Origin of the sequence: Burkholderia metallica, assembly GCF_001718555.1 — a bacterium.
In the GTDB taxonomy this organism is placed as follows: Bacteria; Pseudomonadota; Gammaproteobacteria; order Burkholderiales; family Burkholderiaceae; genus Burkholderia; species Burkholderia metallica.
In genome coordinates, this window is the sequence record NZ_CP013403.1 from 1,801,035 (window position 1) to 1,813,810 (window position 12,776).

Here is a 12,776-nt window from a genome sequence, read left to right on the forward strand (position 1 = left end):
ATGTCGACTCCCGCCTCCTCCCTCGAAGCGCTGCGCACGCTGCCCGCGCGGCGCCCGGCCGTGCGCTGGGCGCTGCGCGTGCTGCGCTGGGCGCTCACGCTCGCCGTCACGTTCGCGGGGCTGCTCGCGCTGACGTTCGTGATCGGCCGCAAGGTGCCGATCGATCCCGTGCTCGCGATCCTCGGCGATCGCGCATCGGCGCAAGCCTATGCGGCCGAACGCATCGCGCTCGGGCTCGACAAGCCGCTCGCCACGCAATTCCTGATCTATGCGCGCGATGTGCTGCACGGCAATCTCGGCGTGTCGCTGCTGACCGCGAACCCGGTGCTCGACGACATCAGACGCGTGTTCCCGGCCACGCTCGAACTGGCGACGATCGCGACGCTGATCGGCATCGCGATCGGCGTCCCGCTCGGCGTCGCGGCCGCCGTGAAGCACAACCGGCCGATCGACCACGTCGCGCGCTTCGTCGGGCTGGTCGGCAATTCGGTGCCGGTGTTCTGGCTCGGGCTGATGGGGCTGCTGCTGTTCTACGCGCGGCTGCACTGGGTCGGCGGCCCCGGCCGGCTCGATCCCGTGTACGACGGGATGGTCGACCCGCGCACGGGCAGCCTGCTGATCGACGCGGCGCTCGCGGGCGAGTGGGACGTGTTCCGCAACGCGGTGTCGCACATCGCGCTGCCGGCGGCGATCCTCGGCTACTACTCGGTGGCCTACCTGAGCCGCATGACGCGCTCGTTCATGCTCGACCAGCTGAGCCAGGAATACGTCGTCACCGCGCGCGCGAAGGGCTTGCCCGAGCGGCGCGTGATCTGGCGGCATGCGTTCGGCAACATCATGGTGCCGCTGCTCACCGTGATCGCACTTACGTACAGCAACCTGCTCGAAGGCTCGGTGCTGACCGAGATCGTGTTCGCGTGGCCGGGGCTCGGCTCGTACCTGACCGGCGCGCTGCTGAACGCCGACATGAACGCGGTGCTCGGCGCGACGCTCGTGATCGGCGCGATGTTCATCACCGTCAACCTGCTGACCGACGCGCTGTACCGCGTGTTCGATCCGCGTGCGCGCTGAGGGCCGCCCCGCCATGACCGCTTTCATTCCGCTTCTTTCACTACCCATGCCGAAGGTCCTCCGATCATGAACGCCGAGCGCCTCACGCTGCGCGCGTGGCTGCTGTCCGATGCACCCGCGTCGCGCTCGCAGGCCGCATTCGGCCTCGCATATCGACGCTGGCGTCGTTTCGCCACCAACCCGCTGAACCTGTTCGGGCTCGCGATCCTCGTCACGCTGATCGTCGTCGCGATCGTCGCCCCGCTGATCATGCCGCACGACCCGCTGCGCCAGGTGCTGTCCGACCGGCTGCTGCCGCCCGGCTCGCCGTCGCACTGGTTCGGCACCGACCAGCTCGGCCGCGACATCCTCTCGCGGCTGATCGCCGGTTCGCGCCTCACGCTCGGCATCGCGCTGCTCGTCGTCGCGATCGTCGTGCCGATCGGCCTCGCGATCGGCACGACGGCCGGCTACTGCGGCGGCTTCGTCGACAGCGTGCTGATGCGCATCACCGACATCGCGCTCGCGTTTCCGAAGATCGTGCTGGCGCTCGCGTTCGCGGCCGCGCTCGGGCCCGGCGTGATCAACGCGGTCGTCGCGATCTCGATCACCGCATGGCCCGCGTATGCGCGGCTCGCGCGCGCGGAGACAATCCGCATCGCGCAGGCCGACTACATCCACGTCGCGCGGCTGCAAGGCGCATCGGGCCCGCGCATCCTGCTGCGCTACATCGTGCCGCTCTGCATGTCGTCGGTGATCGTGCGCGCGACGCTCGACATGGCCGGCATCATCCTGACCGTCGCGGGCCTCGGCTTTCTCGGCCTCGGCGCGCAGCCGCCGAGCCCCGAATGGGGCTTCATGGTCGCGTCGGGCCGCAACGTGCTGCTCGATGCATGGTGGGTCGCCACGCTGCCCGGCTGCGCGATCCTGCTCGTGAGCCTCGCATTCAACCTGCTCGGCGACGGGCTGCGCGACGTCTTCGATCCCCGCCACGGAGCATGAGATGCCGATGAATTCCGCCTCCTCACCCACGCCGCTCTGCGAAATCGACGGCCTGAAGATCGGCTTTCGCGGGCACGACGGCACCGTCACCGACGCCGTGCGCGACCTGTCGCTGACGCTCGCGCCCGGCGAACGGCTCGGCATCGTCGGCGAATCGGGCTCCGGCAAATCGCTGACGGGCCGCGCGCTGCTCGGCCTGCTGCCCGATGCCGCGCGCTGGTCGGCGCGCACGATGCGCTTCGCGGGCCACGACCTGCTCGCGATGTCGGCGGCCGAACGCCGGCGGCTGTGCGGCAGCCAGATGGGGATGATCCTGCAGGACCCGAAGTATTCGCTGAACCCGGTGATGACGGTCGCCAAACAGATGGGCGAGGCGTTCCGGCTGCGCGAGCCGGGCTTGCGCGGCCGCGCGCTGCGCGAGCGGATCGTCGATGCGCTCGCGGCCGTGCAGATCCGCGACCCGGCGCGCGTCGCCGATGCGTATCCGCACGAGCTGTCGGGCGGCATGGGCCAGCGCGTGATGATCGCGATGATGGTGTCGACCGGCCCGCGCCTGCTGATCGCCGACGAGCCGACGTCCGCGCTCGACGTCGCCGTGTCGATGCAGGTGCTCGCGGTACTCGACACGATGATCGCGCGGCACGGCACGGGCCTGATGTTCATCAGCCACGACCTGCCGCTCGTGATGTCGTTCTGCGATCGCGTCGCGGTGATGTACGCGGGCCGCGTGGTCGAAACCTGCGCGGCGCGCGACCTGCGCGACGCCGCACATCCCTATACGCGCGGGCTGCTCGCGGCGAACCCGCCGCTCGCGAACCCGCCGGACGAACTGCCCGTGCTGCGGCGCGATCCCGCCTGGCTCGAGCCCGCGTCATACGCCGGATCGTCCGCCGATCGACAGGAGGCCGTACGATGATCGACGTCGATCACGCATCCATCCGTTTCCCGACCCGCACCGGTCACGTCGACGCCGTGCGCGACGCGAGCTTCGCGGTGCGCGACGGCGAAGTGTTCGGGCTCGTCGGCGAATCGGGTTCCGGCAAGTCGACGCTGCTGCGCGCGCTGACGGGCCTCGTGCCGCTCGCGTCCGGCCATCTGTCGATCGACGGGCGGACGGTGGGCGGCACGCCCGATCGCGCATTGCGCCGGCACGTGCAGATGGTGTTCCAGGACCCGTACGCGTCGCTGCATCCGCGCTTCACGGTCGACCAGACGCTGCGCGAGCCGCTGTCGATCCACCGTATCGACGACGCCGACGCGCGCATCGCCCGCGCGTTGTCCGAAGTCGGCCTCGGCCCCGCGTTCCGGTTCCGCTATCCGCACCAGTTGTCGGGCGGCCAACGCCAGCGCGTCGCGATCGCACGCGCGCTGATCGTCGAGCCGCGCGTACTGCTGCTCGACGAGCCGACGTCCGCGCTCGACGTATCGGTGCAGGCCGAGATCCTGAACCTGCTGCGCCGCCTGCATCGCGAACGCAACCTGACGATGATCCTCGTCAGCCACAACCTCGCGGTGATCGGCTTCCTGTGCCAGCGCGTCGCGGTGATGCAGCATGGCGAAATCGTCGAACAGTTGCGGATCGAGGACGTGCGCACCGGGTTGGTGGCGCGCGACTACACGCGCACGCTGTTGCGCGCGACCGAAGGCTATCGCCGTCTCGACCCGGTGGCGGACGCACCGGCAACCTGACATCCGCGCGACGCGCCGGCATGCGATACTCGCACGCGATGCACCGGCCCGGCGCGCATGGAACCCTTGTGCGCCGCACGAGTCAACTTCGTTTCGTCAACTGCTCAACTGCAATAGGGAGGCGTTCATGCTGCAACTCATCGAAACCCTGGTCGTCGGGCTCATCGTCGGCCTCCTCGCCCGCGCGCTCAAGCCCGGCGACGACAAGATGGGCATCGTGATGACGGTCGTGCTCGGCGTCGTCGGCTCGCTCGTCGCCGGCTACCTCGGCCGCGCCGCCGGCTGGTACGCGCCGGGCCAGGGCGCGGGCTGGATCGCGTCGATCATCGGCGCGATCGTGCTGCTCGTGATCGTCGGCGCGATACGCAAGCGCACGAACTGAACGGCGTAGCGTCACGCCAAACGGCCGCTCTTTCACGAGCGGCCGTTTTCTTTTGTCGCGCGGCATTCACCTGTGCACCGCTTCGTCGATTCGTCAACTCGTTGACCCTGCAACGACTCGCGGTGCGCTCCCGCAGCGCAACCGGGTTCCTCCGTTCAGCTTACGGCATCGGCATTACCCTGACTTGCGCCCCCGCAAATCCGGCCTACATTGATTGAAGTAATGCCGAGTGATGCACCTATTACCGTTATTTCCCGTTTTCGATTCAAGAGGTCCGATGGTTTTGCCGTTTACGCAGATAGCACCGCAGCGTTGACGGACTGCCACCCGAGCGGCCCCGCTGCGACGCGCTTCCTCTCTGGAGCCTGTCATGAAGCATTGCCCTGTCGCCGCCTCGTTCGTCCTGGCTGCCTCGCTTCTGGCCATTTCCCCGTCGTTTGCCGCCGGCGCGTCCGGCACCATCCACTTCTCCGGCATGATCGTCGAGCCGCCCTGCACGTTTGCGCTCGATACGACCGATGCCGCTCAAGCGCGCGTACGGCCCGACTGCCCGCGTCCGGCGACCGGCCAGATCGCGTTCGTCGACACGGCGAGCCGGCAGGCCGTCAGGACGACGACCTTTACGCAGGCCTCGCGCGCAATCGTTTTACCGCACCGTCCGGGCAACAATCAGGCACCGATGATCGCCGTCGTCACGTACCAGTAAAGCCGTTCGCCGGCCCTGCATGCGACGGGTGGCGCGCGCCGGTCAGTCGCGATGGCGCGCGATCCAGTCGCTGAATGCGCGGATCTTCTGCTGGTTGCCGATGTGCTCGGGATAGACGAAGAAATACCGTGCGCCCGTTTCGAGCACGATGTCGAACGGCCGCTCGAGCCGGCGCGCACTGACGTCGTCGTCGACGAGCGTCACGTCGCCGATCGCGACGCCGAAGCCCTGCATCGCCGCGTTCGTCGCGAGATCGAGCGTGTCGAACGTCGGCCCGCGCGCCGGATCGACGCCGCGCTCGCCCGCGTGATCGAGCCACGCGCGCCAGTCGCGATGGTCGCGGGTCGGATGCAGCAGCGTATGGCGCGCGAGATCGCCGACCGCGTCGAGTGGCGCCGTCTGCCGCAACTCGGGCGCGCACACGGGCGTCAGCCGTTCGTCGAAGAGGGGCAGCGCGCACACGCCCGCACCCGGCGACGTGCCGTACACGACCGCCGCGTCGAACGGCTCGGTCGAGAAATCGACGACGTGCTGCCACGCCGTCGTGATCTGCACGTGGAGATCGGGATGCTCGCCCTGGAAGCGCAGGATGCGCGGCAGCATCCAGCGCATCACGCAGGTGGGCACCTTCAGCGCGAGATCGGTGCGCTGCCGCGTGAGCTTCATCGAAATGTCTTCGATCCGCGCGAAGCTCTCGTTGACGACCGGCAGCAACTGCTCGCCTTCCGCCGTCAGCGTGAGGCCCTTCGCATGCCGCTTGAACAACGGAAAACCGTAATGCGCCTCGAGCGTCTGGATCTGCCGGCTCACCGCGCCCTGCGTGATGCACAGCTGCTCGGCCGCGCGCGTGAAGCTGCGATGGCGGGCCACCGTCGAGAAGATCTGCAGCGCGTGCAGGGGCGGAAGTCGGCGCATGGAGAAGACGAACGGAAAAACGGCGCGAAAGGGCCGCGCGCCGGCACCGGCGCGCGCTGTCCGACACGATAAGCCAAACGCCGGTTTTGCGCGAGGCGGGACGCTCAGGTGGTCGCGGTGAGCGCACCCGCCACGATGCGCGCCGCCGACGCGACGACGTCCGCGCGGGCGGCCGCGGCGGCCTGCGGCTGCGTGAACGACACGGCCATCACGATCGGCGCGCGCGACGGCGGCCACAGCACCGCGACGTCGGTCGTCGTGCCGTAACCGCCCGTGCCGGCCTTGTCCGCGATGCGCCAGCCGGGCGGCACGCCCGCCGCGATGCCGGTCGTGCCGCGCGCGCCGCCGGCCATCCACGCCGTCAGCTGCGCGCGTTGCGGCTCCTGCAGCGTGTTGCCGAGCAGCAGCCGCTGCAGCGTGTCGGCCATCTCGACCGGCGTCGACGTGTCGCGCTCGTCGCCGGGCGCGGCGTTGTTCAGTTCGGGCTCCCAGTGATCGAGGCGGAACGACGTGGCACCGCTTTCGCGTGCGAACGACGTGACGGCCTGCGGGCCGCCGAGGACGCCCATCAGCAGGTTGCCGGCCCCCTTGTCGCCCGACTGCAGCATCGCCGCGCACAGCTGCTCGATCGTCATGCCGGTGTCGACGTGGCTTTCCGTGATCGGCGAGCCCGCGACGATTTCATAGCGGCGGTACAGGATGCGGCGCGGCAGCAGCGACGCGTCGAGCGAGCCGCGCGCGAGTATCGCGGCGGCCGCGACGACCGCGTAGGTGCCGCACAGCGGGAAGCGCTCGCGCGCATGGTGAGCGATGCGCACGCCGTTCGACGTATCGAGCGCGGCGACGCCGAGCCGGCCGTTCGAGGCCTTCTCGAGCGCGGCCAGTTCGGCCTGGGCGGTATGGGCGCGCCCCTGGTCGGCGACCGGCGCGGACGTGCACGCGGCGACGAACGGCGCGGCAACGGCGGCGAGCAACAGCGAGCGGCGTGTCGGAGAGTGATCCATGAATGTGGTGTGTTCTGTCGGAATCGGTGGCACGAAGCAACGCGGGCACGCGTCGATGCAGCGCACCCGTTCCCGCCGGCGGCCGGCCCGCGACGGCGTTCGCCGCGCATCCCCGAAAGACGGCCGCCGGCCCGCGCAGCGCGGGACTCCCTAGGGTAGCAGCGACCGCCGCCCCGTTCCAGCGAAACGGCGCGGCGTCACCCTTGCGACGAAGGCAGATACGGCATCGGATTGACCGGCTTGCCGTCGCGCCGCACTTCGAACAGCAGCGCGACACGCGAGTTGTCGAGGTCGCCCATCTCGGCGATCTCGTCGCCCTGGCGCACGATGTCGCCCGTCTTCACGAGCAGCTTGCGGTTGTGCGCATAGGCGGTCAGGAAATCCGCGTTGTGCTGGACGATGATCAGGCTGCCGTAATCGTTCAGGCCGGTGCCCGCGTACATCACGCGGCCGTCGGCCGCGGCGCGGACCGGATCGCCCGGCCGGCCGGCGATCTGGATGCCGCGGTTCTGCCCCGGCCGGAATCCGTCGACGATCTTGCCGCTCGCGGGCCACTTGAGTGCGACGCCGCCTGCATGCCGCTTCGTTTCCTTGACGACCTGACGATCGCTCGCGTTCGACGCGGCGGCCTGCGTCGTCGCCGCGCGGCTGCCCGTCGCGCCGCCGCTCCCGGCCGACGAGGCGGCCACCTGCGTACCGGCCGCATCCGACGGCGACGACGGCGGCAACGGTTGCTGCTTGACGATGCGCAGCGCCTGCCCCATGCGCAGCCTGCCGTTTGCGCCCAGCTTGTTCCACGTGCGCAGGTCGGCCACGCTGCAGCCGTTCGCGGACGCGATGCCCGTCAGCGTGTCGCCGCGCTTCACGACGTACTTCTGTGCAACGAAAATCGGCGCCGGCGGCGGCGCGGCGGCCGACGGCGCTGCGACCGGCTGGCTCGACGGCGACGACGGTCCCGCCAGCGTGTCGCTCGGCGCAACGGTCTGCGTGCTTGCACAACCGGCCATGACGAGCACGGCGGCAAGGCCTGGCAGCCACGCCGCGTTGCGGTGAATCTCGCGCGATTTCATGGACGATCCGACTCCGGTTTGACAATCTTTCAAGCATCTCAAAAACGGAACGGCCGACGTGTAACCGGATGCAAACAATGATGACAAACGATCACGGACCGGATGCCGGCCGGCATTCGCTACCGGTAATACGGTCCGATCCGGAAAAACTTGATGGTCTTTTGCGCGAAAAGCGGAAGAATTTTCGTTGCGGAAAACTATGACGGCGCGCTATCGATAGGCACGAGACGGCTTCGGCAGCCCGCCGCAGCACCCGCGCGCCGCGCGATTCAGCGCAACCATGCGGCGAATTCGGAACACGCCCACGCGATGCCGATGCACAGGAACAGCAGGTGCAGCGCGATCTTGAACGACACGCCCCACGACGGATCGATCTGCATGACAGGCTCCCCGGTTGATGTGCGGCCATGATCCGCCGTCGCGCGCGCCCCGAAAATGCGGAACCGGCGAATCGGGTCTCAGGCTGCGCCTGATACCGCGGCCGCCGTTCCCTGCTAAGTTATCGGCCATTCCAACACGATCGCCCCCACCCATCATGCGCTTCGACCTGACCGACCTGCGGCTCTTCCTGAACATCTGCGAAGCCGGCACGATCACGAGCGGCGCGGAGCGTACGCACATCACGCTGCAGGCCGCGAGCGAGCGCATCCGCGGCATGGAGGACGAGCTCGGCGTGCCGCTGCTGCACCGAACCAAGTCGGGCGCGCAGGCAACCGACGCGGGCCGCGCGCTCGAACACCACGCGCGCACCGTGCTGCAGCAGATCGACCACATGCGCGGCGAACTGCAGCAATACGGCCAGGGGCTGCGCGGGCATATCCGGCTGCTGTGCAACACCGCGTCGCTGAGCGAATACCTGCCCGACGCGCTGGCCGACTACCTGCCCCATCATCCGAAGCTGTCGATCAGCGTCGAGGAGCGTTCGAGCCAGGAGATCGTGCACGCGATCCGCAACAAGACGGCCGACGTCGGCATCGTCGCCGATTCGGTCGGGCTCGGCGGGCTCGAACAGAAGCCGTTCCGCGAAGACTGGCTGATCGTCGTCGTGCCGGCCGCGCATCCGCTCGCGTCGCAACGCGAGGTCGCGTTCGACGCGATCGCCGACGCCGATTTCATCGGCCTCACCGACGGCAGCGCGCTGCAGGTGCATCTCGCCGACCAGGCGCGCGCGCTCGGCAAGCGGATCCGCTATCGCGTGCAATTGAAGAGCTTCGACGCGATCTGCCGCGTGATCGCCAGCGGCGTGGGCATCGGCGTCGTGTCGCGCCACGCGGCCGAGCGCGCGATGCAGACGATGGACGTGCGGCTCGTCGAGCTGTCCGATCCGTGGAGCCATCGACGGCTGAAGCTGTGCGCGCGGTCGTTCGAAGCGCTGCCGAAGTACACGCGCGAATTCGTCGCGTTCTTGTCGGGCGCGGCGGCGGCGCGGTAACCTGCCGTACCGATGCGTCCGCCCGCGCCGACGTCATGCCTGTGACCTGCGATCCACCTGCCCTTCCTGCCCGTCGGCTGGCGATCGTCGAAGGCTTCATGGGTTCCGGCAAGTCGATCGCGATGCGCTTCATCGAGCGGCGACTAAAGGCAGCCACGCGCAACGTCGTGGCGGTTCACGAACGGCCCGCCCCTCGTCCCACGCGGGCCACCGACGAACCCGAACACGGGTTCGAACCGTGGCGCGAGGCGACGGCCGCGCAACTCGCCGAGCGCGCGCTCGGGTGGCGCACGGCCGCGATTGCATCGCGATCGCGCGAGAGCACAGGCTGCCGGCGAACCGCGTCGAGCGCGCCACGGCAGCAGCGCATGCAACACCGCGGCGCATCACGCGGCGGCGCGAGACCTCGCACCGCCTGTCGAAACTTCGGGAGAAGCAACGATGACCGAAACCGATCTCGCGACCCGCTACCGCGCGTACATCGACTGCCTGAACCGGCAAGACTGGCCGGCGCTCGGCGAATACGTCTCCGATAACGTGATCCACAACGACCGGCCGCTGGGCCTGCCCGGTTACCGCGCGATGCTGGAACAGGACTTCCGCGACATTCCCGATCTGCGTTTCGACATCCGGCTGCTCGTGTGCGAGCCGCCGCGCGTCGCATGCCGGCTTCGCTTCTCATGTTCGCCAAAAGGCACGTTCATGGGCCTCGCCATCGACGGCCGGAAGGTCACGTTCTGCGAGAACGTGTTCTACGAATTTCATGACGGCAAGATCCGGCAGGTCTGGTCGGTGATCGACAAGGCGACGATCGAGACACAGCTCTAGCGTTGCCGGAACGGCCTGACTGCCCGTCGCCGTTGCCCCCCATCTCGGTCGCATTTGGCTCAAGCCTTTCGGATAACGTTTTCCATCACAATCGCGTGAACGTGCCTCCTCGAAAATTCCTTCCGGACGTCACGGCCGAATCGGCACCCTTCGCCGCCGCCTTTCAAATCCGGAACAAATCCCGGTAAATATCGCAGCATTCCAATCTCACGCACCGCGCCCGACTTCCCACCATCCGGGTTTTTCCCGCCCCGTCCAGCATGAAAGTTCATTGACATTGCCCCAGTCGCGGCCTAAATTTGGAAAACGTTTTCCAATGCTACCGCGCGACGCCGGCCACGGCCCGCGCAGGGAGAACGCTTGCCCGCTCGATAAGTGATTCAGGCCGTCCGTCTTCAGGGATCAGGGTTGCAAGGCGGCGGCCGGGTACGGGCATCGAGCGCGGCGACGGCCATACCCGCCCGTCCTTCACCACTATTCGAAACTGGAGACACAATGCATTCGCGCAGCAGATTCGCGCTCGGCGCCGCGCTCAGCGCCCTTTCCGTCCTGTTCGTCAGCGCATGCGGCGGCAACGACGTGACCGACACGCCGCCGTCGTCGCCTTCAGCGCCCCCGACCACGGCGCCGTCGCTCGCACCCAATTCGCTGCAGGCGCTCGTCTACGGCGCGCCCGACACCAGCGTGCCGGCCGGCACGAACGTTCCGGTCACGATGATGGGCCAGATGCGCGCGCTGTTCGACCTGATCCGGAAATCGCCCGACTTCACGCAGGTCGTGATGGATCTCGGCGACGGCACGCCCGTCCACGTGCTCGACACGAACACCGGCGACAAATTCCTGCCGGGCAAGCTCGCGCTCGGCCTGTCGTACATCCTGATCGACATGAAGTCGAAGAACGATCCGCAGTACGCGAGCTACCTCGCGACGTACCGGACGATCACGACCGCGATGATGGCGCAGTCGGGCGGCAACTACACGTATGCGAACACGTCGTGGGGCGAGTACTACTACCTCGTCGCGCTGAACAACCTGAAGGCGCACGGGATGCTCAACGAAGTGTTCAGCGACGCGATGCTCGCGACGCTGCAGCAGCGGCTCACCTTCTGCGACATGTTCGGCCCCGATGCGAGCGGCAAGACCGATACGTGCCCGGCGGCCGGCACGCCGATCGACATCGCGTCGCTCAACACCGCGCAGAACTACTATGCGGTGTCCTACGGAATCGCCGGGCTGCGCCAGAAGCTCGGCTGGAGCAGCCCGTCGTTCGCGTCGAAGACCGATCCGTCGGTCGCGACGATGGGTGCGCGCGACGCGCTGCTGTACACGCTCACGAACCACATCCGCAACGATTCGTCGGGCGGGTTCTCGGACGAAGCGTCGAACACGCACACGACCTACTACGACCAGGCGCGCTTCGACCGCTACAGCACGCTGCTGATCGGCGAAGTGACCGAGCGCACGTTCGAGATGGGCAACGAGGCGAACCTCACGCCCGAACTGAAGGGCTACTTGCGCAAGTCGGTCGACCTGATCCTGCCGCAGTTGAACGCGGACGGCCAGGGCTTCAACTACGGCCGCTCGATCGGCCCGTACGGCGATTCGGCGTTCATGGAGGTGCTGACGGCCGCGGCCAACGCCGGCGTGCTGACCGACCAGGAGAAGCAGGTCGCGTACACGTTCATCTACCAGGCCGCGCGGCGTTTCGACACGTACTGGTACGACCCGTCGCTGCCCACGCCGTCGGTGAACATGTGGGTCAAGGGCCGCGGCACGGATGCGTATCGCGGCAAGCCGCGCGTGATGGGCGAGAACTTCAGCCTGCTGCACCAGTACCTGTACGTGAACGCGTGGTGGAACAAGCTCGGCTTCGGCGGCAAGGCGCCGATGGCCGATACGGACTACGGCGCGTGGCTCGACGCGCTGCCGCACTACACGCTCACCTGGTACAACCAGCCGGGCGACACCGCGCATCCGTACAGCGCGGCACTCGTCACCGTGCGCGACGGCCGGCGCGTGATCAACCTGAATCTCAGCCAGGCGCCCGACTACAACTCGTACACGCCGTACTACCCGGTGCCGTTCTCCGACAAGCTGATCTACGGCACGACCGATCTCGGCTACGCGCTGCTGGTGCCGCAGGTGTCGTACAACGGGAAGACCTACATTCCCGTCACGTACTACAAGAACCTGAACGTGCAGCAAGCCAACGGGCAGGTGATCGTGTCGTTCGACACCGCGAAGTTCCGGCTCGCGTCGAAGAACGCGGCGTACACGACGGATCTCGACCTGCAGGTGCATACCGTGCTGACGTTCGCGCACGGCTCGGTCTCGCGCAGCGATACGCTGAGCACGGGCACGCTCGCCGGCAACCTGTCGGTCGAAACGGACTTCACGTCGTTCGCGGATTTCGCGTCGACGCAGGCCAACGGCGACGGCGCGTCGGTCACGTACGCGAACAGCGCCGCGACCGGCTATGCGGCGTCCGGGTTCGACCACTGCGCGCTGTCCGCCTTCGACACGGCGAACGGCACGACGAATCCGCTGTCGACGACGCCGATCGGCCAGCTGCATTCGAACTTCGCATGTACGACGAAGCCGTTCGCCCTCGGCGCGGGCGCGACCCGCACGTTCGGGTGGACGCTGAAGTACGCCGATCCGGCTTGAGCGCAACGGTGTAACGCAGGTCCGCCGCAGA

12 protein-coding genes are annotated in these 12,776 nt (G+C 68.0%); 9 read left to right on the forward strand and 3 right to left on the reverse strand.

The window, feature by feature from the left end; translation table 11 throughout:
• The 6 genes from WJ16_RS27680 (at position 1) to WJ16_RS27705 (ending at position 4,829) form a co-directional block, all read left to right on the forward strand.
• On the forward strand, positions 1–1,071 hold the full coding sequence (locus WJ16_RS27680) for an ABC transporter permease (RefSeq protein ID WP_069260203.1): 1,071 nt from the start codon (positions 1–3) through the stop codon (positions 1,069–1,071).
• Between the two features lie 66 nt (positions 1,072–1,137).
• Positions 1,138–2,052: a nickel transporter permease gene (nikC, locus tag WJ16_RS27685; protein WP_069260204.1), complete on the forward strand. Its 915-nt coding sequence runs from the start codon at positions 1,138–1,140 to the stop codon at positions 2,050–2,052.
• 1 nt (position 2,053) lies between these two features.
• Positions 2,054–2,968 (forward strand): ABC transporter ATP-binding protein, encoded by a 915-nt coding sequence (locus tag WJ16_RS27690; RefSeq protein ID WP_069260205.1) that lies wholly within the window; start codon positions 2,054–2,056, stop codon positions 2,966–2,968.
• Positions 2,965–3,741, forward strand: a complete 777-nt coding sequence (locus WJ16_RS27695) for an ABC transporter ATP-binding protein (RefSeq protein ID WP_069260206.1) — start codon at positions 2,965–2,967, stop codon at positions 3,739–3,741. Before WJ16_RS27690 ends, WJ16_RS27695 begins: the two co-directional genes overlap by 4 nt.
• Positions 3,742–3,868: 127 nt before the next feature.
• Positions 3,869–4,123: a GlsB/YeaQ/YmgE family stress response membrane protein gene (locus WJ16_RS27700; protein ID WP_069260207.1), complete on the forward strand. Its 255-nt coding sequence runs from the start codon at positions 3,869–3,871 to the stop codon at positions 4,121–4,123.
• A 370-nt stretch (positions 4,124–4,493) separates the two neighbouring features.
• Positions 4,494–4,829, forward strand: a complete 336-nt coding sequence (locus WJ16_RS27705; protein ID WP_069260208.1) for a type 1 fimbrial protein — start codon at positions 4,494–4,496, stop codon at positions 4,827–4,829.
• A 42-nt stretch (positions 4,830–4,871) separates the two neighbouring features.
• Here the strand turns inward: WJ16_RS27705 and WJ16_RS27710 are convergent, their stop codons facing one another.
• The 3 genes from WJ16_RS27710 to WJ16_RS27720 all read right to left on the reverse strand — a co-directional run bounded on the left by WJ16_RS27710 (position 4,872) and on the right by WJ16_RS27720 (position 7,818).
• The gene (locus tag WJ16_RS27710; protein WP_069260209.1) at positions 4,872–5,744 is read right to left on the reverse strand and encodes a LysR substrate-binding domain-containing protein; all 873 of its coding nucleotides are present in this window, start codon (positions 5,742–5,744) and stop codon (positions 4,872–4,874) included.
• A 104-nt stretch (positions 5,745–5,848) separates the two neighbouring features.
• The gene (gene bla, locus WJ16_RS27715) at positions 5,849–6,748 is read right to left on the reverse strand and encodes a class A beta-lactamase (protein ID WP_069260210.1); all 900 of its coding nucleotides are present in this window, start codon (positions 6,746–6,748) and stop codon (positions 5,849–5,851) included.
• Positions 6,749–6,945: 197 nt separating this feature from the next.
• Positions 6,946–7,818, reverse strand: coding sequence for a peptidoglycan DD-metalloendopeptidase family protein (locus WJ16_RS27720; protein WP_069260211.1), 873 nt, complete (start codon positions 7,816–7,818; stop codon positions 6,946–6,948).
• A gap of 535 nt (positions 7,819–8,353) precedes the next feature.
• On the opposite strand from WJ16_RS27720, the gene WJ16_RS27725 reads away from it, so the two are divergent.
• The 3 genes from WJ16_RS27725 to WJ16_RS27735 all read left to right on the forward strand — a co-directional run bounded on the left by WJ16_RS27725 (position 8,354) and on the right by WJ16_RS27735 (position 12,745).
• On the forward strand, positions 8,354–9,250 hold the full coding sequence (locus tag WJ16_RS27725; protein ID WP_069260212.1) for a LysR substrate-binding domain-containing protein: 897 nt from the start codon (positions 8,354–8,356) through the stop codon (positions 9,248–9,250).
• A 441-nt stretch (positions 9,251–9,691) separates the two neighbouring features.
• Positions 9,692–10,078 (forward strand): ester cyclase, encoded by a 387-nt coding sequence (locus WJ16_RS27730; protein ID WP_069260213.1) that lies wholly within the window; start codon positions 9,692–9,694, stop codon positions 10,076–10,078.
• Between the two features lie 495 nt (positions 10,079–10,573).
• Positions 10,574–12,745 (forward strand): hypothetical protein, encoded by a 2,172-nt coding sequence (locus tag WJ16_RS27735; protein ID WP_069260214.1) that lies wholly within the window; start codon positions 10,574–10,576, stop codon positions 12,743–12,745.
• The last annotated feature ends 31 nt before the right edge of the window (positions 12,746–12,776 follow it).

Excerpts from the sequence above, each read along its gene's own strand:
- WJ16_RS27680 (WP_069260203.1), top strand. The coding sequence starts at position 1 with ATGTCGACTCCCGCCTCCTCCCTCGAAGCGCTGCGCACGCTGCCCGCG.
- nikC (WP_069260204.1), top strand. The coding sequence starts at position 1,138 with ATGAACGCCGAGCGCCTCACGCTGCGCGCGTGGCTGCTGTCCGATGCA.
- WJ16_RS27690 (WP_069260205.1), top strand. The coding sequence starts at position 2,054 with ATGCCGATGAATTCCGCCTCCTCACCCACGCCGCTCTGCGAAATCGAC.
- WJ16_RS27695 (WP_069260206.1), top strand. The coding sequence starts at position 2,965 with ATGATCGACGTCGATCACGCATCCATCCGTTTCCCGACCCGCACCGGT.
- WJ16_RS27700 (WP_069260207.1), top strand. The coding sequence starts at position 3,869 with ATGCTGCAACTCATCGAAACCCTGGTCGTCGGGCTCATCGTCGGCCTC.
- WJ16_RS27705 (WP_069260208.1), top strand. The coding sequence starts at position 4,494 with ATGAAGCATTGCCCTGTCGCCGCCTCGTTCGTCCTGGCTGCCTCGCTT.
- WJ16_RS27710 (WP_069260209.1), bottom strand. The coding sequence starts at position 5,744 with ATGCGCCGACTTCCGCCCCTGCACGCGCTGCAGATCTTCTCGACGGTG.
- bla (WP_069260210.1), bottom strand. The coding sequence starts at position 6,748 with ATGGATCACTCTCCGACACGCCGCTCGCTGTTGCTCGCCGCCGTTGCC.
- WJ16_RS27720 (WP_069260211.1), bottom strand. The coding sequence starts at position 7,818 with ATGAAATCGCGCGAGATTCACCGCAACGCGGCGTGGCTGCCAGGCCTT.
- WJ16_RS27725 (WP_069260212.1), top strand. The coding sequence starts at position 8,354 with ATGCGCTTCGACCTGACCGACCTGCGGCTCTTCCTGAACATCTGCGAA.
- WJ16_RS27730 (WP_069260213.1), top strand. The coding sequence starts at position 9,692 with ATGACCGAAACCGATCTCGCGACCCGCTACCGCGCGTACATCGACTGC.
- WJ16_RS27735 (WP_069260214.1), top strand. The coding sequence starts at position 10,574 with ATGCATTCGCGCAGCAGATTCGCGCTCGGCGCCGCGCTCAGCGCCCTT.